This window comes from Acinetobacter sp. NIPH 817 (assembly GCF_000368405.1).
In the GTDB taxonomy this organism is placed as follows: domain Bacteria; phylum Pseudomonadota; class Gammaproteobacteria; order Pseudomonadales; family Moraxellaceae; genus Acinetobacter.
On sequence record NZ_KB849420.1, the window covers coordinates 2,691,284 to 2,716,887 of the forward strand.

Genomic DNA, 25,604 nt, shown 5'->3' on the forward strand with positions numbered 1-25,604 from the left:
ATTTTATCCCTGTGTACGCAAAATCTCTTGACGCTGTGTGACTTTCTTCTGCCACTGTTCAGCACGACGAGTTCTATCGGCCACTTGTCCGACTAACTGTCCACATGCAGCATCAATATCATCACCACGTGTTTGACGAATCGTACACACAAATCCAGCATCAGACAAAGTTTTTTGGAACGAGATAATTCGATTTCGGCTTGAGCGGCCATATGGTGCATGCGGGAACGGGTTAAATGGAATTAAATTAATTTTACTTGGTAAGTTTTTTAATAATTTAATCATTTGCTGTGCATGTTCAGGCTGATCATTTACACCCTCTAACATCACATATTCAATAGTCACATGTTTACGCGTACTTTCATTACCATCTTTGGCAATATAACGCTGACATGCCGCAATCAACTGAGCCAATGGATATTTTTTATTAATTGGCACTAGTTCATTACGTAATTCATCATTTGGTGCATGTAAAGAAATTGCTAAAGCAACATCAATGTCTTTTGCAAGTTGATCAATTTTAGGTACAACACCTGATGTTGATAAAGTCACACGACGCTTAGACATGCCATAAGCAAAGTCATCAAGCATAATCTGCATTGAGCTTAATACTGCATCATAGTTGAGCAATGGTTCACCCATACCCATCATCACGACATTGGTCACTGAACGCTCGCGCTCGGCAACGGGCACTTCTTCCATATAAGAATAGTTTGCCATCCAAAGTTGTCCAATGATTTCATCTGGCGTTAAATCACGTTGGAAACCTTGTTTGCCTGTTGAACAAAATGAACAATCTAATGCACAACCGACTTGTGACGAAATACACAAAGTCTTACGCAAGCCTGTTTTATCTTCGGCAGGAATTAATACAGTTTCAACTAAAGAACCTGCACCATCGCCCACACGAAAAACCCACTTACGTGTACCATCTTTTGAATAGTGACGGTGAACCACTTCAGGAGCTTTGATTTCACAAATTTGTTCAAGTTTCGCACGCAATTTCCCTGAAATATTGGTCATTTCAGCAAAATCAGTAATGAAGTATTGATGTATCCATTTCATCACCTGACCGGCACGAAACTTTTTCTCACCAATATCTTCAAAGAATTTTTCTAATTCAGTACGAGACATGCCGAGTAAATTCACTTTATTTTCGGCAGCAGGAATGACCAGCGTGGACGAAGATTGCTGCTGTCCATCAAGATTTTCAGATGAAACGACCTCTGCAGAACTCATGTGTATTTACCTAAACCATGTCAAAAAACTGAAGATATTGTTCAAGAATCAAACAATATTCTCTTGAGAGAATAAAAAAACCAGATAAGTAGTATACCACTTATCTGGTTTGAATGCTTTCGATTAACGAGTGCGTGGGCAGATCTCGTTGTCAGCAAAGAAGTAAGCAATTTCACGCTCTGCAGAAGCAACTGAGTCAGAACCGTGAGCAGCGTTTTCGTCGATGCTTACAGCAAAGTCAGCACGGATAGTGCCAGGAGCAGCTTCTTTAGGGTTTGTAGCGCCTAAGATTTCACGGTGTGCAAGAACTGCATTTTCGCCTTCAAGAACAGATACTACAACTGGACCAGAAGTCATGAATGCAACTAAGTCACCAAAGAAACCACGTTCTTTATGCTCAGCATAGAAACCTTCAGCATCAGCTTGAGAAAGGTGTTTCATTTTAGTCGCAACAATTTTTAAACCCGCTTTTTCAAAACGAGCAAAAATATCACCGATGTGGTTTTTAGAAACTGCATCAGGTTTTACGATAGACAAAGTACGTTCAATAGCCATGAGTGGCTCCTTTATTTTAAAATTTAAACATTAAAAAATTTGCCGCATTATACCGATGTCATAGGCAATAATCAGCTTTGAATGTGTAAAAGTTGCGATTTTTTCTACTGTTTTTAGCGAACTTCGTCTATCCAGGCCATTTGAATCCCTTCTAGCAATCCTTCTGTCGATTTATTTGGGTCATCATTGAAGTCTGGCAATGCGCACACCCATGCATGTAAATCGGTAAAACGAATCCATTGCGGATCAACTTCTGGATGTGCTTCTGACAATTCAATGGCAATATCAATCGTATCTGTCCAACGTAAGCCCATAGCGGCTCCTATCTGTTTAATCTGCTAAATCACGAACTGTGTACTTTAGCAAATCCACAAACCTAATCGATAGCTTAAGCTGATAAAAATTACCGATGCTTATAAAGCGATATTCAATAGTGGAGCCATAAAGATAATCATACTCGCGACCGCCGCACCAATAAGCGCACCCACAATCACATCACTTGGGTAATGAAGACCAAGCACCATACGAGACAATGCTACAAGCACCATGAAAGGAAACATCGCCGCAAGCAAACCAGGCTGGATATAACCCAACACAATCGTCACCATGACCGCATGAAGTGTGTGACCTGATGGAAAGCTAAAGTGATCAAGCGGTCTTTCACCGAGCACAATCACTTGATGCACTTGATAAGGACGAGGTCGTGTTGTTTTATGTTTTAAAAATTTATAGATCGCAGTCCCAACAGAACCACCTAATAACAAGTAGATGATTTGCAGGCTATAGGTGATGCCTTGCATCCCCCACACGATTGCCAGCATTAGATACCAAAATGGCCCGTCACCCACACGACTGATAATTTTGAAAAAAAGAGCAACACGCTGTGAGTGAGAGAAATTGTTAAGATATAAACAGCCTCTTAAATCTAAATCGAGTATTTTTATTTTTGCATTCTTAAATTTCATGGTCATTCTCCTATTTTAGGATACTTAGGTGAAGTCCACCGAGGGCTCCTTCACTACCTGATAAAATGCCTGCTCCAATTGCTGAACCGGAAGTTGCCAACCGCTTTGCTGTACTTTATGACAGGCTTGTACGCCCATTTCTCTAAGTTGTTGTAATGAAGGAAGCTGATAAATTTGTTGTATAAAGTGGCTTTTTTGTCCAAGTGGGCTTAACCAGCCATTCACACCATGTGTTAAGTATTGATGTGCACATGCATAATCATACGCTATAACTGGCAAACCGCTTGCCATCGCCTCTAAAACTACGTTACCAAACGTTTCAACTTGACTCGCAAATACGAATACATCGGCACTCGCATAGGCAGCTGCCAAATCTTGACCTCTCAAACTTCCAGTAAAGATAACACCCTTCGCTTCAGCTAGTGACTTTAAACGAGCAAAATCTGGGCCATCTCCCACAATAACCAATTTCGTTTTATTGGGCTGAACAGTTTGTAAGTTGGCATAACTATCAATGAGCACTTGCACTTCTTTTTCAGGAGACAAACGCCCTACATAAAGCATAACGCGAGTATTTTCATCGGCATCCCATTGCTTTCGCAAGTTTTCAGAGCGGTGCTTTGGTGAAAATCTCGTTGTGTCTACACCGCGTCCAACAACAACCAGCGGGCAAGTAATACCAAAACCGCGTAAGGCTTCTTGTGTATCTTTACTTGGCACACAAGTCACTTGAGTATTGTTGTGAAACCAGCACAGGTATTTTTGAATCGGTTTAACCAAAAAAGCCAAATCGAAGAATCGACTAAAATCTTGAAATGGCGAATGAAAGCCACTAGAAACCGGAATATCTTTTGCCTTAGCAGCTTGCATGGCAGTTAAACCTAATGGTCCTTCGGTCACAATGTGAACCACATCGGGTACAAACTTTTCAAAAGCTTTCGATACTTTTAAATATTGTGGCCAGCCAAATTGCAAAGTCGGATATTTTGGAATCGCCTGTGACATCACCAGACATTCTTGCTCTGGCGTAAAGTCATGGCATTTTGTCTTTTGCTCTGGACGAATCAGTAAAATCTTATGCCCCTGTTTTTGTAAACCTTGGCATAGTTGTAATAATGAAAGTGCCACGCCATTAATTTCAGGTGGCCAAGTTTCGGTAACAATCGCAATTTTTAAACGTGGGCGCACCAAATCATGCAATGAATGCGTATTAGATAGCTGCTGCTTTTGTTTAAAAAAGAATTGGAAGCTTTCAGGAAGTTGCTGTTGTTTTAATAGTGCTGTCGCGTATGAGCTTTGCATAGCGCCATCCATCAATATATTTATTTTCATGCTTAAATATTAAGCAGATTTTTTGACATTTTGATGATAAATGCGTGACAGTTTACTGACATGAAAAATAAAAAAAGCACGCTGATAACAGCATGCTTTTCTCTTAAGACTTAGTAATACTTAGCGATTTTGCAATTTTGCATAATCCATGAGTACATTTGCAGCTTCAGTCACAAAAGTTTCTTCTTCTGGCAATGCAGGGCGTTGAGATGCTTTCATTTTAGCGCGAGATTCAGCTAGAGCATCTAATGAAGCTTGATAGCTTTCCCAGTTTGCAAAAGGCTTTTGACCAGTTGCAGCACGGCGTTCATTTTCTGCATCTAAAGTTTGTTTCTCTAAACCAAGTAATTCTGCACGGCGTTTATCAATATCAAGTACCACTTGTTTCTGATCACTCGTAACTTTGGCAATCGCGGTACGTTTATTTAGATATTTAAACTGGGCATCATTAGCAACACGTTGTTCAGAGAATTGAGACAACTTTGCCACATAAGGTTGAACAGAGCCTTCGCGCTTAAATGGTGCAGTAGGAATTGTGTCCCACTTCAACGCATTCTTCGATTTACGCTCACCAAACTCTTCGTTATAGATATCGACGAGTTTAATGTCTGGCACTACACCTTTATTTTGTGTACTACCACCTGTAATACGGTAGAACTTACGCTGAGTTAAAGTCGCTTGACCGTATGCCAGAGTATCAAGTTGCACCTGAGCTGTACCCTTACCAGTCGTTGTGCTACCAATAATAATACCGCGCTCATAGTCTTGGATTGCAGCAGAGTAAATCTCACTTGCAGATGCCGATGCCAAGTTCACCATTACAGCGAGTGGACCTGTGTAAACTTGCTGACCACCATCGTTGTCTTCAAAAACACTTACGTTGCCATTGCCATCACGAATTTGAACCACTGGACCTGACTTAATCACTTGACCCAGCATACGTGCCACTTCTTCTAATGAACCACCTGGGTCATTACGCAAGTCGATAATAATACCTTCTACTTTCTTCGCTTTTAACGCTTCAAAAGCATTGGCGGTATCTTCAGAAACTGAACGGTATTGTTGACCCGCACGACGTGAACGATAGTCAAAATAGAATGATGGAATTTCAATTACGCCCAACACATGCTTTTTACCATCACGTGTCACTTCAACTGTACGTGAACGAACACCAGCATCTTCTTCTTGAATCACATCACGCACTAAGGTCACATTACGTGCTTGACTCATTGATGCGCCAGCACCAAGAAGTTTTAACGTAACTTTAGTTCCGCGCTTACCACGAATGAGTCCAACAATTTCAGAACTTGTCCAACCAACCACATCAATCATTTTCTCGCCTTCTTGGGCGACACCAACGATTCGATCTCCTGATTTCACTTGACCAGACTTACTTGCAGGACCACCTTCTACAATGGTTTCAATCTTGGTGTAATCTTCATTGCCACGCTCTGGACGAATCGATACACCAATACCTTCAAGCTGCAAGGTGGTTTGGCGATTCAATTCTATCGCATCGATTGGCGGGTAATAGTTACTGTGTGGATCATAAGTCGCCAACATGGCGTTCAATGTTTTATCCAAAACATCATCGCTTTTCACACGACTAATTCTTTCAAGCTGACGCGTATAACGTTTAGTTAAGGTCTGAGCTGGTGTTAAATCTTCTGGACCAGTTAAATCTTGACCATCAGCAAGTGATGGATTTTCTTTAAGCGCTTTTTGTTTCGCCTGCTCTTCTTCACGGCTAATCGTTAAGTTGATTAACTGCGAAACCAACATTTTACGCCAGTGATTTTGTTGCTCAGCCGATGTTTTAAAATACGGCGCTTTTTCACGATCAACTTCAATATAACTATTTGGCTGTTTTAAATTTTGCTGCTGTTTCAGCTCGGCTAACATGAACTCATAAAATTGTTTTAAGCGTTCACGATATTGCTGATGAATTGCAAATGGTCCAGTCAAATTCCCCGCTTTTAAAGAAGCACCAAAATTTGAACCATATAGTTTTTTATAATTTTGAACTTCAGCGTCTAAAAATAGTGAGTGATCCGGATCAAGACTATCTAAATACATATCGAGAATACGATTTGATGTCGTCGCATCCAGACGCATATTCAAATAATGTTGGCGATCAACTAAAGTTGCCAGTTGGCGAGCCACCAAAGCCTGTTCTTGCGTTGGCTGGATCGATTGAGAAACTACAGCAGTATTGGTTGCTGCTCTCGCTTCATTCATCGTATGAGTGAAGAATAAACCGCCAGTTGCGATCGCTACTGCACAAGCTATAGTTTGAAGTTTCATAAATTTTTAATACTTCCTTGGGTGTTCCTATCTTACACGCTCTGTTTTCGATATGAACTAAGCAGATTCAAAATCTTAACCAACTAAATTGTTTATACCGTGTAGTTTTATCATATTCTGTACTGACAAAATGTAGCAAAACATTGCAAAATTCGCTTATTGTTTTTCAATCAAAATTCAAATGGAACCAATATGATTGGCGCATTGATGCTGGACATCGCCGGCACAGAACTTACTCAAGAAGATATTGAACTATTACGCGCTCCGCAAGTCGGTGGCATGATTTTATTTGCACGAAATATTGAATCTCCACAACAAGTCCGTGCCTTAACGGACCATATGCGTCAAATTCGTCCAGATATTTTAATTGCTGTCGACCAAGAAGGCGGCCGAGTTCAGCGCCTAAGATCAGGTTTTACCTTATTACCAGCCATGGGTCGTTTCGGTGAACTCTATATTACTCAACCTCAAAAAGCACTTGAACTAGCTGAACAGTGCGGTTGGTTAATGGCAACCGAAGTCCTTGCTGTCGGTATCGATTTTAGTTTTGCACCCGTTTTAGACCTTAATGCAATTAGTGATGTGATCGGTGATCGTGGCTTCTCTAAAAATATTGAGGATATCGCACCACTTGCTGGCGCGTTTATGCAAGGCATGAAAAAAGCTGGAATGGCAAACACGGGCAAACATTTCCCGGGTCACGGCTCAGTGAAAGCCGACTCTCATGTCGCAGCTGCAATCGATAGCCGTAGCTATGACGAAATTTACAACCATGACATGCAAAGCTTCATTAAGCTTATGCCTCAGCTTGATGCGCTCATGCCTGCACATGTGATTTATGATCAGATCGATCCAAATCCAGCCGGTTTTTCACCTTTCTGGATTCAAGAAGTTCTACGCAACCGTTTGAAGTTTGATGGTGTACTTTTCTCTGATGACTTAAGCATGCAAGCTGCATGTGTAGCAGGTGGCGCAGATGCACGTATTCAAGCTGCTTTAACTGCTGGTTGTGATATGGGACTCGTGTGTAATGACCGTAGTGCGGCATGTACAGCACTTGAAGGTATTGCAAACTTAGAGCTACCAAATCAAGAACGCCTTGAACGAATGCGTGGTCAAATTCCACAAATTCAGATTGGTGAAACCTTATCGCTTGGCAACGAGTGGCAAGCTGTCAAAACAGCCATTGAAGAGTTTAAAAATTCGATTTAAGTTAGTATAAATTTCAATTGGCTACAAAAACCTATTCGCTATCTGATACGCGGTTAAGTCATACGCAACCTGCTCATCTGCTGAAGGATATTGATTGCTTCAATATATTTGATAGATGCAGAAAGTGAACAGGTTTTGCGTATGACAATGGTTTTGGTTACTTTTCCCGAAAGAAAAGTAACTCTAACTGAAAGTTCATCCCAGAATGCGAACCTAATTGACAGGACTCCGTCATACAGGTTCATTCAACATCAATGCATTAAAACCTCTTCATTGTTATAAATAATGAAGATCACAGAAAAACAATAAATCGAGCTCAGGACGAATGACACAACAACTTTCAAAACACCGCCACATCTCTTTTACAGCCCACTATACAGGCTATATCTGGTATCAAATGGGGATCTCTCATGAAGCACTTGCCACTACCAAAGGCAAATCACTGGCATATTTGGTTCATCCAATAGAATCTTGGGCTGAGAAATATGTGGGCGGTAGTATGCGCACGACGCTTAAACAACGTCACACCATGCTTGATCATCACTTAAAACAACTCATTCAAGAAAGTCCTGATTTACAAGTTCTAGAAATAGCATGTGGCCTGTCCCCACGCGGTTGGTGGTTTAGACAGCATTACCCTTCGATTACCTATCGGGAGCTTGATTTACCCGACATGGCACAAACCAAACAAAATGCGTTACAGCAAATTGAAAAAAATGCACCTGAAGTTTTATCAGTTGATTTATTTACAGAAGCTTTTGCACAAGCATTTAAAGTATTTGACCCGAACCGCCCGCTAGTTGTGATTAGTGAAGGTTTAATTAATTACTTTGATAAAGATTTATTAAAACAGCTGATTCAATCGATTGCTCACTATGGCGCTTCTTTTAAAAATTTTCATTATTTAACTGACCTCTACCCTGAACCAGTTAAAAACAAACTTGCTAGTATTATCTGGAATAGCAGTAAGTTATTGAAATTAATGTCTCGAAGCTCGTTTAGTTTTCACTTCAAAAATCCCAAAGAAGTTGAAGACTTTTTTAAAGATACAGAGTTCGATCAAGTTAGCGTGGAACAACCACAAATTTTCTTTGGACAAGCGTCTCAAGATAGTCATGAGCAACATTTAGGCGACTTGGTCTGGACCATTCACGCGCAAATAAAATAACCAATATAAAAAATGGAAGCTCGACATCAACGAGCTTCCATCTATAATTATATTATTAAACTGCTTGTTTTTGACGAGCAATAAAACGGCTTAAACGATCAGCAAGTTCGAAACTACCATGTTTAAATAAAGCGCGAATACCCTGCTCTGTACTCTCAAAAATTAAGCACTCAATTGCAAAGCTACCCTCTTCATCTTCTAAATGCAGTGCCAAGTCACGTGGATGGTCATTCACAAAATTAAGCTGAGAAACATCATCCATTTTTAAATACATACCGAAGAAAGTGACATCAACAATTGTTACAGGTACCTCTACATCAGACTCTCGGTGAGTAAGTTGAGTATTTGGCTGCAAAACTCGAACTCGCTCTTCACCACGGCGTTCCATGTTTTGCATTTGTTCACGTGTCATAGGAATAATGCCATCCAAATTTTGGATAGATTCACCTTTTAAGAATGAAGTAAACAAACTCATGGTTTCTTTACGACGCTGGAGCTGCGGTACATGATCTGCGTTTGCGATCAATGCAAATTCCATGTCTGGGCATTGCAACGCAAAGTTCGCATTTTCATGAGGCAGAGTAAAACTATCGTACTGCCCTGATGCAACCAACGTTTTGCACTCTGGAATAGGTACATCCGTTAACCGCAAAAGACGATTACAGTTAATTTCATAACGTTCTCGCTCAGTACCCGTAAACTCAGCCATTTGTCTAAAAAATAATTTCTTGGCTGTTGGTGACATGCGGGTTTTATCTAATTTTGCATGATTAACTAAATATAAAATTACAGCTTGCCCAAACTCTTCCATGCGGTTTTCTTGCATGAGCTTGAGCGACTCTTCCAAAATCATTCGCCAACTTTTTCGGGTCTTTTGCATAACCCCCATTAAAATCATGCGATCCATTAATTCAGGACGATGATAGGCAAAACAAGAAGCAATCACTGACCCTAAAGACATTCCCATAACGGAAACTTTTTGTAGACCCACAATATCTAACCAGCGTCCCAACATTTTAGATAAATCAGGTAACTCTAAAGTACCTGCAGATACGCCAGTATCCCGATTAGTAATTTGCTGATTTGCACCCATAGAAGGCAAATCGATTAAAATGACCGGACCACTTTCAAAAAGTTGTTCAACACAATATTTATAAGAATTAAAATTCTGGAAAGCACCGCCCACAATCACAATTGGCGTATTGTGAATCGATTTTGGATCGGCAATTGCCATATATTCAATTTTCCAGCCGTCAATCCATGTTGTACGAGCAGGTTGTTTAAAACTATCTCTATGGTAGATATCGAAAAAGCCAAAACCGGCATAAGCTTGGTTGATCTCCGAATCCATTTGAATAATGGAATTCATATCCCTGCTTCCTCCTTGCTGTAATTTTTTTATGCTGCAAGAGTTCCTTCTTGAACACGTAATCTTTTATGCACAAAACTTTTAAATTTGTATTAGTTTGTATTGCACAATAACATTCTAAACAATTGTGTGAAATATACGCAATCGCTCAAATGACCGCTCATCTTGTTTAAGTCGCTAATAGTTTGCAAAATATTTAAATGTTTTTTTATGGCAGTCACATTTTTCAAAAAAAGCCATTCATTGTTCCGCATTTGACTGCTACTATCTTACTCATTGGTAAATGATTAAAAAATGCTATGCAAGACTCAATTGAACAATATATGCAAAAAGTCGGGCAACAAGCACGTCAGGCATCTCGTGTCCTAACAAGTGCTTCTACCTCACTAAAAAATCATGCACTCTCTGCTATTTATACTGCTTTAGAAAATAATCAGGCAGAAATCTTGGCAGCGAATCAAATCGACATGGATAAAGGTCGTAGCAATCAGCTCGACAGCGCATTGCTTGATCGTCTTGAACTTACGCCCACACGCTTTAAAGGAATGTTGCAAGGTCTAAAAGATGTGATTGCACTTGTCGATCCAATTGGGGAAATTACTGATCTTGCATATCGCCCCACAGGCATTCAAATTGGAAAAATGCGTGTGCCTTTAGGTGTTGTTGGGATGATTTACGAATCACGTCCAAACGTAACCCTTGAAGCTGCATCTTTAGCGATTAAATCGGGCAATGCCATTATTTTGCGTGGTGGTTCAGAAGCACTTGAGTCAAATAAAGCGATCGCTGAAGCGATTAAGCATGGCTTAAAAGTTGCTGGCTTACCTGAAGATTCAGTTCAAGTGATTAACACTTCTGACCGTGCGGCTGTTGGTCATCTTATTACCATGGCTGAATATGTAGATGTAATTGTTCCACGTGGTGGCAAAAGCTTAATTGAGCGTGTAACTAACGAAGCGCGCATTCCTGTCATTAAACATCTTGATGGTAACTGCCACGTATTCGTTGAAGCACAGGCAGACTTGCAAAAAGCATTACCAATTACATTAAATGCCAAAACACATCGTTATGGCGTTTGTAATGCGATGGAAACCTTGCTGGTTGATGAAAAAATTGCAGACGTTTTCTTACCGCACATTGCTGAACTGTATGCTGAAAAACAAGTTGAGTTACGTGGCTGTCCAGAAACACGCCGCATTTTGGGTGCCTCTGTAAAACCTGCAACAGAAGAAGATTGGTACACCGAATATTTAGGGCCAATTCTCGCAGTTAAAGTGGTGAGCGGGATTGATGAAGCAATTGACCATATCAACAAATATGGTTCACATCATACCGATGCAATTGTGACTGAAAACTACACTTTAGCTCGTCAGTTCTTGGCTCGTGTAGATTCAAGCTCAGTCGTAATTAATGCATCAACTCGTTTTGCTGATGGTTTTGAATATGGCTTAGGTGCTGAAATTGGTATCTCCACCGATAAAATCCATGCCCGCGGCCCAGTGGGTTTAGAAGGCTTAACTTCACAAAAATGGATTGTGTTAGGTGACGGACAAATTCGCCAATAACAGATTTAACACTTCAAAAAAACGCCTGATCAATATCAGGCGTTTTTTATTACTCAAGTTATGAGTCACTATAAAAAACCAACCCGAAGGCTGGTTTTTCTTAATCGTATATTTATTAGAAAATAAAGTCGGTATTCACAAATTTAGAGTAGTGTTCAGACACCATAGAGGCCAACATGCCTTTGCTGTCATCTGTCTGTTTAGCAGCAATCATAGAACGGATCGAGAATGCACGAAGCGCATCATGCACAGACAATGTACCTTCCGCAGAATCTTTACGTCCACCAAATGGGAACACATCAGGGCCGCGCTGACATTGACAGTTGATGTTCACACGACAGACCTGATGAACCAGCGGATCAACCAAGTGGCCAATTTGCTCAGGGTCACTACCAAAAATACTCACCTGCTGACCATGATCAGAAGTAGTGACATAGTCCAGCACAGTTTCAATGTCATCATAAACAGAGACTGGTATCACTGGACCAAACTGTTCTTCGCGATACAGCCTCATCCCCTCAGTCACTGGATAAACTACAGCTGGATAGAACATCGTTTTGCAGAATTCACCGCCTTCCAGATTAACCACTTTTGCCCCTTTAGCCATGGCATCCTCAATGACTTCAGTCATGTAGGTCGTACGGTGCATGCCTGGTAACGGAGTAATAAACACACCTTTTTCCCAAGGCATCCCCACTTTAAGTTTGGCCAGTTCAGCCGTTAAGCGGTTAACGAACTCATCGGCTATTGAGCTATGTACCATCAGCATTTTGAGTGCTGTACAACGCTGACCATTAAACGACAATGCACCCAGCAGGCACTCTTTCACTGTTAGATCTAGGTCGGCATCCGGCAGAATAATGGCTGCATTCTTCGCATCTAGCCCCAAAATCGCACGCAGACGGTGAGATTTAGGATGTTGCTTCTTCAAGTGATCAGCTACTTTACTAGAACCAATCAGTGCCAATACATTAATTTGCCCAGATGCCAGTAGATGGGGTACCACTAGAGAGCCTGGTGCATAAATGGTATTGATCACACCTTTTGGAAATGAATCACGGAACGCTTCTAGTAACGGTTCAAACAATAAGGTCCCAAATTGAGGTGGTTTAAAAATAATGGTATTACCCATCAGCATGGCTGGGATCAGAGTCGCAAAGGTTTCGTTCAGCGGGTAGTTATATGGTCCCATACACAACACGACACCTAGTGGAGTACGACGGATTTGACCAATCGTACCTTCGGCAATTACAAAACGGGAATTGGCATTATCTAAATCTTTCAGAGCATCAATCGTTTGACGCATGTAGGTAATTGTACGGTCAAACTCTTTTTCTGAATCCGCCAAGCTTTTGCCAATTTCCCACATGATCAACTTAATAATCAGATCTCGCTGTTCCACCATGCGCTGAATAAATTTTTGCATGCAGGCAATGCGCTCACTCACCTTCATCATTGGCCATTCGCCACGACCATTATTGTAAGCCCGTACCGCTGCCTCTAGTGCTTCATCGCTTTCTTTTTCACCCATGACTGGATAACTACCAAGTTCAACTTGCTGTAGGCTACCGTCAGGCTGCTGAATCCAGATTGGAGATAATGTTTTCTTGGTTGCACCAGCCCATAGCTTCAATTCACCATCTACCAGTGAGACACGCTGATGAATTTGGGAGGGTAAACGCACACTTTCAGGAATACTGTCCACTACTGGGAATTTATGTTGTAGATTATTTAACTGATTCATTCTTCTTAATACCTTATTATTCGTATGTCTTTTATATATTCCCGAACTTTCCATTCTAATTAGGATTTATTCGGGTCAATATCACTATTATTATCCGTACTCACCTTGCTTGAACCGTTAACCACAAGGTGAATATTTTAAAGCGTTGATAACCTTTCTAGCTGAATCTACCCCCGACACACACTATCAGTCACCCCTAGCTTCTGGATGACTTGTTCAATGATCTGTTCTGGTGTGAGAGCAATATCAATAGCAATTGCTTCATTTACATCAGGTTCCTCTAATGTGTCTAGCTGTGTTTGTAGCAACGCTGGGTCAAAAAAATGACCTGATCTTTCTGCAAGTCGTTGCTGTAATAATTCATAAGAACCTTTTAAGTAGACAAACTTAATATTCTGGTCCTGCCCTCTTAAAATATCGCGATACATGCGCTTTAAAGATGAGCATGTAAATACAGCCGTTTCACCATCTCTCTGTTTGGTTTCAATGACCTGACGAATTGCTTGCAACCATGGCAAGCGGTCTTCATCTGTTAAGGGAATGCCCTGACTCATCTTACTTTTATTTGCAGCTGAATGAAGCGTATCGCCATCAAGAAACTCACAAGCCAAACGCTCTGATAACAATTCACCAATTAGGGTTTTACCTGTTCCACAGACACCCATTGCAATCACAATCATGGATTACTCACCTTTAATTATAAAATAGTGCTAAGCAGTAGCGTGAAAGATAAACCCAACACCGAAATGATCGTTTCTAATACTGACCAAGTCTTGAGTGTCTGTCCTACTGTCATACCAAAATATTCTTTGATTAACCAGAATCCTGCGTCATTTACATGTGAGAAAACTAATGAACCTGAACCTGTGGCAAGTACCAAAAGTTCTGGTCTAACCGCAACTCCCGCTGTGGCTGCAATTGGAGCCACAATGCTACAAGCGGTAGCCATGGCAACCGTTGCCGATCCTGTTGCCAAACGAATTAATGCTGCAACAAACCAGCCCAACAATAACGGCGATAAATTTGCCTTTAAAGCTGTAGAAACAATCTCATTAGAAATACCGGTGTCACGCAAAATGCCACCAAAACCACCGCCAGCACCTACAATCAACATAATCCCAGCAATAGAAGCTAAACATCCGCCACAGAATTTTTCAATTTGTTCACGGTTAAAGCCCTGCATCGTACCGAAAGTAATAAAGCTGACCAATACTGCGATGAGCAATGCGATATCAGAAGTACCAATAAAACGTAGTAAGTCGTTTGCAAAAGTTTGTGGTGCAAAGAAAAGATCTGCCCAACTGCCGATTAACATCAATACAACTGGCAGCATGATCGTAAATAAGGTAATCCCAAAGCTTGGTAGCTCGCGAGTTCTATTCGTATCTGCTTCAATAAACTGCTTCGCTAACGGGTTATTTTCAGGCAATTTGACGTATTTATTGATCCAAAGTGCATACAATGGTCCAGCAACAATAGCTGTTGGCACACCCACTATCAGACTATAAGCAATTGTTTTACCAATATCAGCATGATAAGCCTGTACTGCTAACAACGCTGCTGGATGTGGTGGAATTAAGCCATGCACAACCGACAAACCTGCAACCATTGGCAAGCCCACAACCAGTAAGGATTTGCCTGTTCGCTTCGCAATGTTGAACGCAATTGGAATGAGTAGAACGAAACCTACTTCGAAAAATACGGGAAGCCCAACAATAAGGGCAATAAACATCATGGCCCAGTGAATATTTTTCTCACCAAACCACTTAATTAAAGTAATTGCTATTCGCTCTGCGCCACCCGACTCAGCCATCATTTTGCCGAGCATTGTTCCTAATGCGATTACAATCGCAAGGTGGCCTAGGGTTTTACCAGTACCAGCTTCATATGACTTAACAATATCGCCCATTGGCATGCCAACAGCTAAAGCTAAACCAAGTGAAACAATAATGAGAACCAGAAATGGATAAATTCTAAACTTCGCGATCATGACCACTAAAGCAATAATCGCGATTACAGTGTAGATCAGTAACATGCCACCCTGAACCGTCTCCATGGGACACTTCTCCTTGGAATAATTATTTAGGCACACTGCCTAAACAAAGGTCTTCAACCACAGTAATTCCTACTGTTAAGACATTAAATTTTTATATTTAGGTGTGACCAGCACAAACTGGTCACATCAATACAGCCTTTAAAGCACATAAAATGCACTTCATTTTTTATAAATATTGACTACATTTACAGTGCTCTCAACTGACTCGCAATTTGTGCCAAGCGAGTAATTTCAACCCAGTCTTGTGCAGCTACAGTAGCTTTAGGTGTTAACCATGAACCACCCACACAAACCACGTTAGGTTGCTTTAAGAAATCTGGTGCTGACTCTGCAGTAATTCCGCCAGTCGGACAAAAGCGTAAGTTTGGAAATGGACCATAAAATGCTTTTAGCATCTCAACGCCACCTGCCTGTTGAGCTGGGAAGAACTTTACAATGTCATAACCTAATTCAATTGCCTGAATCAGGTCACTTGGTGTCATCACACCAGGCAATAAAGGCAAGCCGGCATCTTGTGCAGCCAAATGCAAATCTTTAGTCAAACCGGGAGATACACCAAATTGAGCACCTGCTTTTTTAGCTTGAGCACAATGTTCTGGCTTGGTAATCGTTCCTACACCGACCACAATGTCATCTGCCAATTGGCTAGCACGCTCAATAGCAGCAAGACCCGCAGCAGTACGCAACGTAATTTCAAGGACTTTTACACCGCCAGCATGTAAAGCACGTGATACATCTTCACCTTGCTCGGCAGAATCAAATGCCAATACTGGAATGACTGGACCTAATTTGACGATATCTTCAATTTTAATCATTATTTTCAGTTCCTTTGACTCAAATCTGCTCTGGTGAAGTTTCACCAACTAATGCACCAAATACAGATGCTCCATGTTCAGCTGGCGCAGCAGCAGCACGGAAAACACCAAATAATTCACGGCCAAAGCCAACTTCGTTTTCTGCCTGATGTTCTGGCTGTGCAACAGGACGCGACTGCCAAGTCTGTTCATCTATTTCAACATCGAGTACGCCTGCCTCAGCATCAATAATCAACATATCGCCTGTTTGCACTTTAGCAATCGGCCCATTTAGTAAGGCTTCTGGAGATAAATGAATCACCGCAGGAACTTTGCCTGAAGCACCAGACATACGGCCATCAGTCACTAAAGCAACGTGGAAACCTTGATCTTGTAAAACACCCAACACAGGCGTTAAACGATGCAATTCAGGCATACCGTTAGCACGAGCACCTTGGAAACGAACAACCGCAATAAAGTCTCGGTGCAATTCGCCACGATCAAACGCAGCTTGAACCGCTTCTTGAGAATCAAACACAATTGCTGGTGCTTTAACTTTACGATGTTCTGGCGCAACAGCAGAAATCTTGATGACGCCACGGCCAAGACGACCCTGCATTAAACGCAAGCCACCATCTGGTTGAAACGGCGCATCAATGCTACGGAGTACTTTGTCATCAAGACTCTGAACCACACCATCAACCCAAGTCAGTTTGCCACCAATCAGTTTTGGTTCTTTGGTGTAATGGTGCAAGCCTTTACCAGCCACTGTGGTTACGTCGTTGTGCAATAAACCAGCTTTAAGTAAGTTACGAATGAGGAAAGCCACTCCACCCGCAGCTTGGAAATGGTTTACATCAGCCTTACCATTTGGATAGATTTTTGCGAGCAATGGAACAACAGCAGACAATTCATCGAAGTCATCCCAGTCAATTAAGATGCCAGCTGCACGAGCAATCGCAATTAGATGCAGAGTATGGTTGGTTGAACCACCTGTCGCGAGCAATGCCACGATGCCATTGATAATGGCTTTTTCATCAATCACATGACCAATCGGCGTATAGTTTCCGCGCTCAACTGTTAAATCCAGTACACGAATCGCAGCTTCTGCGGTAAGTGCATCACGTAATGGTGTGTGAGGATGGACAAATGCGGCACTTGGCAAATGCAAGCCCATAACTTCCATCAGCATCTGGTTACTGTTGGCTGTACCGTAAAAAGTACAAGTCCCTTGTCCGTGATAAGCAGCTGACTCAGCTTCTAACAAAGCATCTCGGCCAACCTGACCCGTTGCAAATTGCTGACGGATCTTAGCTTTCTCATCGTTAGATAACCCACTGGTCATTGGGCCAGCTGGCACAAAAATAGTAGGCAAATAACCAAACTGCAAAGCACCAATCAGTAAGCCTGGCACAATCTTGTCGCAAACACCCAGACATAAAGCTGCGTCAAACATGTTATGAGACAATGCAATCGCTGTGCTCATCGCAATGGTTTCGCGAGAGAACAAAGATAGTTCCATGCCAGCATTACCTTGGGTAATACCGTCACACATCGCAGGAACACCACCTGCAAACTGTGCTACGCCACCATTCTCACGAGCGGCTGTTTTAATTAAATCTGGAAATGTTTTATAAGGTGCATGGGCCGAAAGCATTTCGTTATATGAAGATACGATGCCAATATTTGGCTCACGACCTACTTTAATAATTAACTTTTCATTATCTTCCATGCTGGCAAAACCATGAGCCAGATTGGCACATGAAAGTGCTCCACGAGCAGGAAATTTGCCTTGTGCATGTTCAATACGTTGTAAATATGCAGAACGAGTTTTTTGACTACGTGCGATTACACGCTCGGTAACTTTTGCCAATATAGGGTTCGGCAAGTCCATGCTGGACGCTCCTGTACAACCGGATAAGCCGGAATATAAAAATAGACCAAATGATATATTTCTTATAATCATTTGAAAAAGGATGAACAATATTATTCAGGCAAAAAGCGACATGCAACCCCAACCAATACGGCTGTAATGGCCTCAGCACAAGCTTTAAAGGCATAGTAAGTTTATATTTTAGACAAAATTCTTATTAATAATGAGGTATATTTAAACCTAAAATAAACCTTAAAAAATACGGTAAAATTATCGCAATATCAATGTAATGAAATATAATTAACAATATATAAATGATGTTCTTTTCATTCTAATTTTTAGTATTAATAAAACTATATTTGGTTCTTTTTAATTCTCTCGAATGCTATTAAAACTTAATTTAACTTACGTATATTATTTGTAATATATGCTTAAAATTTAATTTAAAGACATGAGATACCTATTCAATAAAGAATCAATCTTTAAGATTTAAAATACGTTTTTCATTCAGTTTTATTTTTTCATAAATATATACAAAAAACTCTTTTCTAGGCATATAAAAAAACAAGGAATACAGTGGTTAAGCTTTATACTGGATAGATATTAGTTAGAAATAATTTGATGGTCGATAGTGCTTAAGTCTAATGGGCTAAAGTCTATCTTGGACAGAAAAACAACACATGATAAAACATGACAACCCGTTCAATCTGTATCGGAAAATAATACATCTTGAACAGGAAGTTAGGAAAACTACTTTAAATCAGGACTTGGGTATTTCAACGTGGCTACATCAGTATTAGTTATCAATTGCGGCTCTTCATCTATTAAATACGCACTGGTTTCAGAGCGTCGTGAAGACCGTATTTACGGTTTAGCAGAAAACTTGGGGGCAGCTGACGCTCGTATTAAGGGAGTTACAGTAGGTGGCGAACCACTTGAACTTTCAATTCCTTATGCTGACCACGCCAAAGCTTTAGAAACTTTACTTGCACGTCTTGCCAACTACAAACCGCAAGCGATCGGTCACCGTGTTGTACATGGTGGAAGCCTTACCAAAGCAGAATTACTCACTCCTGAAATTATTGAACGTATTCGTGCTGCGACGCCTTTAGCTCCACTTCATAACCCAGCACATTTAATTGGTATTGACGCAACCGTACGCCTATTCCCTGAATTACCTCAAGTTGCCGTATTCGACACTGCATTCCATCAAACCATGCCACCGCATGCATATCGTTATGCAATTCCTAAATTTTTATATACTGACCACAACGTCCGCCGTTATGGTTTCCATGGGACAAGCCACGCCTATGTATCTGATAAAGCAAGTGAGCTTGCCGGCAATCTGAAAAAAGGTGGATGGTTAACAGCGCATCTAGGAAATGGCAGTTCAACTTGCGCAGTATGGAATGGACAAAGTGTTGACACATCTATGGGCCTCACTCCACTTGAAGGTGTAGTGATGGGAACGCGTAGTGGTGATGTTGATCCAAGCTTACATAGCTTCCTTGCGAAAAACCTCGGTTGGGACTTAGCAAAAATTGATAAAGTTTTAAATAACGAAAGTGGCTTACTAGGCTTATCTCAACTGTCTAATGACATGCGTACAGTGATTGAAGCTGCTGAAAATGGTAATGAAGATGCTTGTCTTGCAATTGAAGTCTTTAGCTATCGCCTAGCAAAATCACTTGCTGCATTAAGCTGTGGTTTACCAACTTTAGACGGTTTAATTTTCACAGGTGGTATTGGCGAAAACTCAGCTTATATTCGTGAAAAAACCTTAGCTTATTTACCTCATTTTGGTTTACAGCTAAATAAAGACCAAAATAATAACCTAAAACGTGGTACTGAAGGCCGAATCGACAATGGAACTGGTCCTCAAATTTGGGTCATTCCTACAGATGAAGAAGGTCGTATTGCCAAAGAAACTCGTCAAGTTGTAGAAGCGGCAGAAAATACAGCATCTGTAGCAAGCCTGGCTTAATTAGAGCTCAGCGAAAACTCGATATTCGTTTATTTATAGGTTTATATGAATACAATTTTATTGATTCCTACAGGCGAAGGGGTTGGTTTAACCTCTGCCTGCTTAGGCATGATTTACGCACTTGATTGTAACGGGATTAAAGCAGGCTTTTTAAAACCATTTTCTCAAGAAGACCAAGAACCTCTTGACCGAACCACTTCATTATTTGGTCATTTATTTCAAAGTAAAACTGTTCAATCTATTTCGCATGAAAAATTAACCCAGCTTATTGCCGCTGGAGAAGTAGATGAATTACTTGAAGAAGCGGTTAGCCTCCATCGTAGCGTTGCAGCAGACCATGATGTCATTATTGTGGAAGGCTTATTACCTAACGGACAAGACCACTTTGCCAGTGAACTCAATGCAAGTCTTGCACAAGCACTTGATGCGGAAGTTGTCTTGGTCAGTACAGCAGATATTCAAAATCCGAAAAAAACAGCAGAAAAAGTAGATGCTCATTTACGTCAATTTGGCGGTGCAGCGTCAAATCGTACTGCTGGCGTACTGTTTATGCGTACTCGTGGATTAACTGAAGAAACAGCACAAATTCCTGTTGCATTTGATCCATCCTTACGACCAACCGAAGAAATCACAAAATTTACGAGCGAACTGCAAAAATATAATCGTTATCTCGGCTCTAGTGACTTACCAATTATTGGACTTGTTCCTTTTAGTAATACACTGAGCGTACCAAGGACTCTCGATATTGCAAATGTCATTGATGGGCAATGGGTACATCAAGGGGAAGCCAAAACACGTCGTATTTTGCATTCAAGTCTAATTGCTTCAAGCATTGAATATGAACTGAATAAGTTTATTGCAGGCGAATTAATTATTAGCGCATCTGAGCGTACAGATGTTTTACTCGCAAGTAGTTTGGCAACCAGCAATGGTATTCCTCTGGCTGGTTTAGTACTTACAGAACGAGAAGCGCCAGCACCAGAGCTTTTAGAGTTTTGTCAAAGTGCAATTAAGCAAGGGTTACCAATTTTACATACCCGTTTAAATACATTGGAAACTGCACAGCGCCTGTCTAATTTTGGCAATGAAATTCCAACAGACGATACCGAACGTGCCGAGCAAGTGACTCGTTTTGTTTCAAGTCATATTGATGTTGAATGGCTTAAGCAGCACAGTAACAATGCTGCTACCCCTCGCCTATCGCCATCGGCTTTCCGTCATGAACTGGTGCAAAAATCGATTGCAGCGAAAAAACGAATTGTACTACCTGAAGGTGATGAACCTCGTACTATTCAAGCTGCAGCAATTTGTCAGGCACGAGGTATTGCTGACTGTATTTTGTTAGCTAAACCAGATGCTGTGCACGATGTTGCAAAAGCACGCGGGATTGAATTACCTGCCGAATTGGCAATTGTCGATCCTGATAGTATTCGCAACCAATACGTTGCACCAATGGTTGAGCTACGTAAAGGTAAACTCAACGAATTACAAGCTAAAGATCAATTACAAGACACTGTAGTGCTTGGCACTATGATGCTGGCCCTAGACCATGTAGATGGTTTAGTTTCAGGTGCGGTACACACCACAGCAAATACAGTCCGCCCAGCATTCCAGCTCATCAAGACAGCACCTGAATATTCACTAGTTTCATCAATATTCTTTATGCTTTTACCAGATGAAGTCTATGTCTACGGTGACTGTGCGATTAACCCAGACCCTACAGCAGAACAATTGGCTGAAATTGCGATTCAGTCTGCTGACTCAGCGAAAGCATTTGGAATTGATCCGCGTATTGCCATGATCAGCTACTCAACCGGTACTTCTGGAACTGGTGCAGATGTTGAAAAAGTACAGCAAGCAACTCAAATTGCTCAGCAACGTCGTCCTGATTTACTTATTGATGGTCCACTTCAATACGATGCAGCTTCAGTTGAAAGTGTAGGCCGTCAAAAGGCACCAGACTCACGCGTTGCTGGCCGTGCAAATGTATTTATTTTCCCAGATTTAAATACGGGTAATACCACTTACAAAGCAGTACAGCGTGCTGCAAATGTAGTCAGTGTAGGTCCAATGCTGCAAGGTCTCAACAAACCAGTCAACGATTTATCTCGTGGAGCATTGGTAGATGACATCGTCTTTACCATTGCATTAACCGCAATTCAGGCAGAACAGCAAGCCACTGCCAAATAATTAATATAATTCACCTTTACTACCTCTCGCCATTTGATGTCCGCTCAAATGGCTTTTTTTATTTTAGTCATTCAAAAATAATTAATTTTCCGATTTCTGGCATTTAAATTACTTCAATATCTTCTTATGCGACTTTCGGTCAAAAGATCAACCAATCTCCCACAACACTATCTTTTTGTCATATAATTTAGCCCGCTAGCTAACAGCCCGCTCAAGAGATTTTCTGGTATGACAACGATTATCAAACAAGATGACTTGATTACATCGATCAAGGACGCCCTACAGTTTATTTCGTACTATCACCCGCAAGACTTTATCCAAGCGATGAGCCGTGCTTATGATCGCGAAGAAAACAAAGCCGCAAAGGATGCAATTGCACAGATTCTAATTAACTCTCGCATGTGTGCGGAAGGTCATCGTCCAATTTGCCAAGACACTGGTATTGTTAACGTTTTCCTTGAAGTGGGCTTAGATGTTAAATTTGATTTAACAATGAGCTTAGACGATGCGGTAAACGAAGGTGTTCGCCAAGGTTACCTTGAAAACAGCAATGTTCTTCGTGCATCTGTACTTGCTGATCCTGCATTTGGTCGTAAAAATACAAAAGATAATACCCCTGCTGTAATTCACTATAAACTCGTTCCGGGTAATAAAGTAGATATTACTGTTGCTGCTAAAGGTGGCGGTTCAGAAAACAAATCTAAACTTGCAATGCTTAACCCATCTGACTCGATTGTTGACTGGGTACTTAAAACTGTTCCAACTATGGGTGCAGGCTGGTGTCCTCCAGGTATGCTCGGTATTGGTATTGGTGGTACTGCTGAAAAAGCCATGATGCTTGCTAAAGAAGCACTCATGGAAGAAATCAACATGGACGAATTACTTCGCCGTGGACCAGAGAACAAAATCGAAGAACTTCGTATCGAAATCTTTGAAAAAGTAAACGCACTTGGTATTGGTGCTCAAGGTCTTGGTGGTTTAACGACTGTCCTTGATATTAAAATTAAAGATTACCCATGTCATGCTGCTGGTAAACCAGTTGGTATGATTCCTAACTGTGCTGCTACTCGTCATGCTCACTTCCAGCTTGATGGTACAGGCGTAGCTCATATTCAAGCACCAAAACTTGAAGACTACCCTTCAGTAACTTGGGATGCTTCACAGTCTAAACGCGTAAACCTTGATACCATTACTCAAGAAGAAATGGATTCTTGGAAACCGGGTGATACATTACTTCTTAGCGGAACAATGTACACAGGTCGTGATGCTGCACACAAACGTATGGTTGAAATGATCGACAATGGTGAAGAATTACCAGTTGATCTTAAAGGTAAGTTCATTTACTACGTAGGTCCAGTCGATCCAGTTCGTGATGAAGTAGTCGGTTCAGCAGGACCAACAACTGCAACCCGTATGGACAAATTCACACGTAAAGTACTTGAGCACACTGGCATGTTCGGCATGATCGGTAAAGCTGAACGTGGTCCTACAGCAATTGAAGCAATCAAAGACAACAAAGCAACTTACTTAATGGCAGTGGGTGGTGCGGCTTACCTCGTATCTAAAGCTGTTCGCGAAGCTGAAGTTGTTGCGTTTGCAGACTTAGGTATGGAAGCTATCTACAAATTCGTCGTTGAAGATATGCCTGTTTCTGTTGCAGTTGATGTAAACGGTACTTCAATTCACGCAGTAGCTCCAAAAATCTGGCAAGCGAAAATTGGAAAAATTCCAGTAGTCGATGCAGCAGCTGGCTAATCAAGAAAAGCACCGAATCCGGTGCTTTTTTTTGCATTCTTTTTTTATTTCAAAATCTGAAAAGAATTGTAACAATTACTTCTTCAATCTGTGCTATTAATAAATGCACTCTCTCGCCATATATTGAATATAGGTCATTTCATGACTATTCGCCCTATTCTTAAAAACCTTTCAATCAGCCTCTGCTTAAGCTGTATCACCACAAGCTTATTTGCGTCTCCTGCTAAGTTAAGTTCAGTCAAAGAACTCATGCAAATGAGCCAAATTGATTACCTACTTAAAGAATCAATTAATGAATTAACACCTTACTATGATCAACAGGCAGAACAGATCGTTAGTAATATCACGGGTATCAAAACTTTAGGTCCAAAAGAAAAAGAGGCCGCGAAGAAGTTAGGTTTACTCTTAAAAGATTCGAGCAATCAACTCATTAGCAACCCAAAAACCGCTCAAGCTTTACAGGATATTTATCTTAAGACTTATACTGAAGAAGAAATTCAGGCAAATTTAAAGTTTTTGAAAACTCCAGAAGGTCAATCAATTACACGTAAAAACGTGCAAATTATGGGGCAAATTTCAGAATATATGATGGAGTTGGGACAACAGACCTTTAATGACCCTAAAGCAAGAGATCATATGCAAGAAGAGATGCTTAAAATTCTTGCCCCACTCATGAAAGATAAAGAAAAGTCTTAACTTTTCTTTATCTTTTGCGGTCCATTACCAAGTTAAAGGATTCCATAATTTAAATGGCTTAATCAGATGTACATCTGATTTTTCATCATATTTGGCTGGCTTTAATTCTTGTGGTTTATGTCGAATCTTTCCTGAAGCTTCTTCAGCCACAAAGTTGTAGCTAGAAGATTTAAGCTCGGTAAATGCTATCTCTCTACGTCCTATATTGTCTTGCATTAACATAAATGGGCCAGTGTGTTCACCACGGTCCATTTTGTTCTCTTCATCATATTTCAAATAATAAGACGTTCCCGCCTCAACAGTGATATCAATATATTTCGGTTCTTGAAAATGAATACCAAGTAAAGGGCGGCTTGCAGAAAGACGATAAGTGCCTGCTGGTAATTCAATCCAGTAATAATGATTATGTAATAGACTCGGAATACGCTTGCCATTCACAAAAAGATTTATCGCCGCAATTTCCTGACGATTCCATTTCGTGTCTGGTCGATAAAGATAAACTACAGCAGCTTGCTGATTTTGTGGTTTGACTGGAGCAAAAGTCTGACCCAACTTTTGGTTAACCCAACCACCTACAGCAAAACCACCCACATGATATTGATCAAACAAACCAGGTTCTTTTTCAACATCAACTTTAGGTAGGGTTGCAGTCAATTCACCCGTATTTTTTTCCAAATGAGATGAACTTTGACAGCCCACAAATAGTCCGGCACAGCACAAAGATACGATTAAATAACGCATGGCATCCCTCAAAGCGTTTTGTTTTTGATTTATTTTTTACAACGCAAAACTATGCGTATTTT

General features: G+C 40.9%; 21 protein-coding genes. 8 read left to right on the forward strand and 13 right to left on the reverse strand.

The window, feature by feature from the left end; translation table 11 throughout:
- Positions 1-3: 3 nt before the first annotated feature.
- The 6 genes from rlmN to F968_RS16320 all read right to left on the reverse strand — a co-directional run bounded on the left by rlmN (position 4) and on the right by F968_RS16320 (position 6,395).
- A complete protein-coding gene (rlmN, locus tag F968_RS16295; protein WP_004794719.1) occupies positions 4-1,239 on the reverse strand; it encodes a dual-specificity RNA methyltransferase RlmN in 1,236 nt (411 codons plus the stop codon).
- A 123-nt stretch (positions 1,240-1,362) separates the two neighbouring features.
- Positions 1,363-1,794, reverse strand: a complete 432-nt coding sequence (gene ndk / locus F968_RS16300) for a nucleoside-diphosphate kinase (RefSeq protein ID WP_003654870.1) — start codon at positions 1,792-1,794, stop codon at positions 1,363-1,365.
- A gap of 113 nt (positions 1,795-1,907) precedes the next feature.
- Positions 1,908-2,108 carry a Fe-S cluster assembly protein IscX gene (iscX, locus tag F968_RS16305; protein WP_003654869.1) on the reverse strand — a complete coding sequence of 67 codons (201 nt, stop codon included), beginning with the start codon at positions 2,106-2,108 and terminating at the stop codon, positions 1,908-1,910.
- A gap of 99 nt (positions 2,109-2,207) precedes the next feature.
- Positions 2,208-2,759, reverse strand: a complete 552-nt coding sequence (locus F968_RS16310; RefSeq protein WP_004794722.1) for a phosphatase PAP2 family protein — start codon at positions 2,757-2,759, stop codon at positions 2,208-2,210.
- A gap of 24 nt (positions 2,760-2,783) precedes the next feature.
- Positions 2,784-4,073 carry a glycosyltransferase family 4 protein gene (locus F968_RS16315; RefSeq protein ID WP_081399572.1) on the reverse strand — a complete coding sequence of 430 codons (1,290 nt, stop codon included), beginning with the start codon at positions 4,071-4,073 and terminating at the stop codon, positions 2,784-2,786.
- Positions 4,074-4,211: 138 nt separating this feature from the next.
- Entirely contained in the window at positions 4,212-6,395 is a 2,184-nt protein-coding gene (locus F968_RS16320) for a carboxy terminal-processing peptidase (RefSeq protein WP_004794726.1), read from the reverse strand.
- A 192-nt stretch (positions 6,396-6,587) separates the two neighbouring features.
- Here F968_RS16320 and nagZ point away from each other — a divergent pair, with 192 nt between their 5' ends.
- Together nagZ and F968_RS16330 are read left to right on the forward strand one after the other, a co-directional pair.
- Positions 6,588-7,607 carry a beta-N-acetylhexosaminidase gene (gene nagZ, locus F968_RS16325; protein WP_004794729.1) on the forward strand — a complete coding sequence of 340 codons (1,020 nt, stop codon included), beginning with the start codon at positions 6,588-6,590 and terminating at the stop codon, positions 7,605-7,607.
- 325 nt (positions 7,608-7,932) lie between these two features.
- Complete coding sequence (locus F968_RS16330; protein WP_004794732.1) at positions 7,933-8,775, forward strand: class I SAM-dependent methyltransferase; 843 nt, start codon at positions 7,933-7,935, stop codon at positions 8,773-8,775.
- A gap of 55 nt (positions 8,776-8,830) precedes the next feature.
- Here F968_RS16330 and F968_RS16335 read toward each other — a convergent pair whose 3' ends face one another.
- Complete coding sequence (locus F968_RS16335) at positions 8,831-10,144, reverse strand: alpha/beta fold hydrolase (RefSeq protein WP_004794734.1); 1,314 nt, start codon at positions 10,142-10,144, stop codon at positions 8,831-8,833.
- A gap of 299 nt (positions 10,145-10,443) precedes the next feature.
- Here F968_RS16335 and F968_RS16340 point away from each other — a divergent pair, with 299 nt between their 5' ends.
- Positions 10,444-11,709, forward strand: coding sequence for a glutamate-5-semialdehyde dehydrogenase (locus F968_RS16340; protein ID WP_004794736.1), 1,266 nt, complete (start codon positions 10,444-10,446; stop codon positions 11,707-11,709).
- A gap of 115 nt (positions 11,710-11,824) precedes the next feature.
- Here the strand turns inward: F968_RS16340 and F968_RS16345 are convergent, their stop codons facing one another.
- From F968_RS16345 to edd, 5 genes are all read right to left on the reverse strand, one after another.
- On the reverse strand, positions 11,825-13,453 hold the full coding sequence (locus tag F968_RS16345; protein ID WP_004794737.1) for an NADP-dependent glyceraldehyde-3-phosphate dehydrogenase: 1,629 nt from the start codon (positions 13,451-13,453) through the stop codon (positions 11,825-11,827).
- A gap of 167 nt (positions 13,454-13,620) precedes the next feature.
- Positions 13,621-14,133, reverse strand: a complete 513-nt coding sequence (locus tag F968_RS16350) for a gluconokinase (RefSeq protein WP_004794739.1) — start codon at positions 14,131-14,133, stop codon at positions 13,621-13,623.
- Between the two features lie 17 nt (positions 14,134-14,150).
- The gene (locus tag F968_RS16355; RefSeq protein WP_004794740.1) at positions 14,151-15,509 is read right to left on the reverse strand and encodes a GntT/GntP/DsdX family permease; all 1,359 of its coding nucleotides are present in this window, start codon (positions 15,507-15,509) and stop codon (positions 14,151-14,153) included.
- Positions 15,510-15,694: 185 nt separating this feature from the next.
- Positions 15,695-16,324, reverse strand: a complete 630-nt coding sequence (eda, locus tag F968_RS16360) for a bifunctional 4-hydroxy-2-oxoglutarate aldolase/2-dehydro-3-deoxy-phosphogluconate aldolase (RefSeq protein WP_004794742.1) — start codon at positions 16,322-16,324, stop codon at positions 15,695-15,697.
- A 19-nt stretch (positions 16,325-16,343) separates the two neighbouring features.
- Complete coding sequence (gene edd, locus F968_RS16365; protein ID WP_004794743.1) at positions 16,344-18,197, reverse strand: phosphogluconate dehydratase; 1,854 nt, start codon at positions 18,195-18,197, stop codon at positions 16,344-16,346.
- Positions 18,198-18,856: 659 nt separating this feature from the next.
- Here edd and F968_RS20005 point away from each other — a divergent pair.
- From F968_RS20005 to F968_RS16385, 5 genes are all read left to right on the forward strand, one after another.
- The gene (locus F968_RS20005; RefSeq protein WP_081399573.1) at positions 18,857-18,976 is read left to right on the forward strand and encodes a hypothetical protein; all 120 of its coding nucleotides are present in this window, start codon (positions 18,857-18,859) and stop codon (positions 18,974-18,976) included.
- Positions 18,958-20,160, forward strand: coding sequence for an acetate/propionate family kinase (locus tag F968_RS16370; RefSeq protein ID WP_004794745.1), 1,203 nt, complete (start codon positions 18,958-18,960; stop codon positions 20,158-20,160). The genes F968_RS20005 and F968_RS16370 overlap by 19 nt, the downstream gene beginning before the upstream one ends.
- A gap of 45 nt (positions 20,161-20,205) precedes the next feature.
- Entirely contained in the window at positions 20,206-22,350 is a 2,145-nt protein-coding gene (gene pta, locus F968_RS16375; protein WP_004794746.1) for a phosphate acetyltransferase, read from the forward strand.
- Between the two features lie 228 nt (positions 22,351-22,578).
- Positions 22,579-24,105, forward strand: a complete 1,527-nt coding sequence (locus tag F968_RS16380) for a fumarate hydratase (RefSeq protein ID WP_004794749.1) — start codon at positions 22,579-22,581, stop codon at positions 24,103-24,105.
- Positions 24,106-24,246: 141 nt separating this feature from the next.
- Positions 24,247-24,801: a DUF2059 domain-containing protein gene (locus F968_RS16385; RefSeq protein ID WP_004794750.1), complete on the forward strand. Its 555-nt coding sequence runs from the start codon at positions 24,247-24,249 to the stop codon at positions 24,799-24,801.
- A gap of 24 nt (positions 24,802-24,825) precedes the next feature.
- On the opposite strand, the gene F968_RS16390 is transcribed toward F968_RS16385, so the two are convergent.
- The gene (locus F968_RS16390; protein ID WP_004794753.1) at positions 24,826-25,542 is read right to left on the reverse strand and encodes a DUF2846 domain-containing protein; all 717 of its coding nucleotides are present in this window, start codon (positions 25,540-25,542) and stop codon (positions 24,826-24,828) included.
- Between the last annotated feature and the right edge of the window lie 62 nt (positions 25,543-25,604).

What these genes read in the sequence shown, in the direction of transcription:
- rlmN (WP_004794719.1), bottom strand. Translation starts at nt 1,239, where the DNA reads ATGAGTTCTGCAGAGGTCGTTTCATCTGAAAATCTTGATGGACAGCAG.
- ndk (WP_003654870.1), bottom strand. Translation starts at nt 1,794, where the DNA reads ATGGCTATTGAACGTACTTTGTCTATCGTAAAACCTGATGCAGTTTCT.
- iscX (WP_003654869.1), bottom strand. Translation starts at nt 2,108, where the DNA reads ATGGGCTTACGTTGGACAGATACGATTGATATTGCCATTGAATTGTCA.
- F968_RS16310 (WP_004794722.1), bottom strand. Translation starts at nt 2,759, where the DNA reads ATGAAATTTAAGAATGCAAAAATAAAAATACTCGATTTAGATTTAAGA.
- F968_RS16315 (WP_081399572.1), bottom strand. Translation starts at nt 4,073, where the DNA reads ATGGATGGCGCTATGCAAAGCTCATACGCGACAGCACTATTAAAACAA.
- F968_RS16320 (WP_004794726.1), bottom strand. Translation starts at nt 6,395, where the DNA reads ATGAAACTTCAAACTATAGCTTGTGCAGTAGCGATCGCAACTGGCGGT.
- nagZ (WP_004794729.1), top strand. Translation starts at nt 6,588, where the DNA reads ATGATTGGCGCATTGATGCTGGACATCGCCGGCACAGAACTTACTCAA.
- F968_RS16330 (WP_004794732.1), top strand. Translation starts at nt 7,933, where the DNA reads ATGACACAACAACTTTCAAAACACCGCCACATCTCTTTTACAGCCCAC.
- F968_RS16335 (WP_004794734.1), bottom strand. Translation starts at nt 10,144, where the DNA reads ATGAATTCCATTATTCAAATGGATTCGGAGATCAACCAAGCTTATGCC.
- F968_RS16340 (WP_004794736.1), top strand. Translation starts at nt 10,444, where the DNA reads ATGCAAGACTCAATTGAACAATATATGCAAAAAGTCGGGCAACAAGCA.
- F968_RS16345 (WP_004794737.1), bottom strand. Translation starts at nt 13,453, where the DNA reads ATGAATCAGTTAAATAATCTACAACATAAATTCCCAGTAGTGGACAGT.
- F968_RS16350 (WP_004794739.1), bottom strand. Translation starts at nt 14,133, where the DNA reads ATGATTGTGATTGCAATGGGTGTCTGTGGAACAGGTAAAACCCTAATT.
- F968_RS16355 (WP_004794740.1), bottom strand. Translation starts at nt 15,509, where the DNA reads ATGGAGACGGTTCAGGGTGGCATGTTACTGATCTACACTGTAATCGCG.
- eda (WP_004794742.1), bottom strand. Translation starts at nt 16,324, where the DNA reads ATGATTAAAATTGAAGATATCGTCAAATTAGGTCCAGTCATTCCAGTA.
- edd (WP_004794743.1), bottom strand. Translation starts at nt 18,197, where the DNA reads ATGGACTTGCCGAACCCTATATTGGCAAAAGTTACCGAGCGTGTAATC.
- F968_RS20005 (WP_081399573.1), top strand. Translation starts at nt 18,857, where the DNA reads ATGATAAAACATGACAACCCGTTCAATCTGTATCGGAAAATAATACAT.
- pta (WP_004794746.1), top strand. Translation starts at nt 20,206, where the DNA reads ATGAATACAATTTTATTGATTCCTACAGGCGAAGGGGTTGGTTTAACC.
- F968_RS16380 (WP_004794749.1), top strand. Translation starts at nt 22,579, where the DNA reads ATGACAACGATTATCAAACAAGATGACTTGATTACATCGATCAAGGAC.
- F968_RS16385 (WP_004794750.1), top strand. Translation starts at nt 24,247, where the DNA reads ATGACTATTCGCCCTATTCTTAAAAACCTTTCAATCAGCCTCTGCTTA.
- F968_RS16390 (WP_004794753.1), bottom strand. Translation starts at nt 25,542, where the DNA reads ATGCGTTATTTAATCGTATCTTTGTGCTGTGCCGGACTATTTGTGGGC.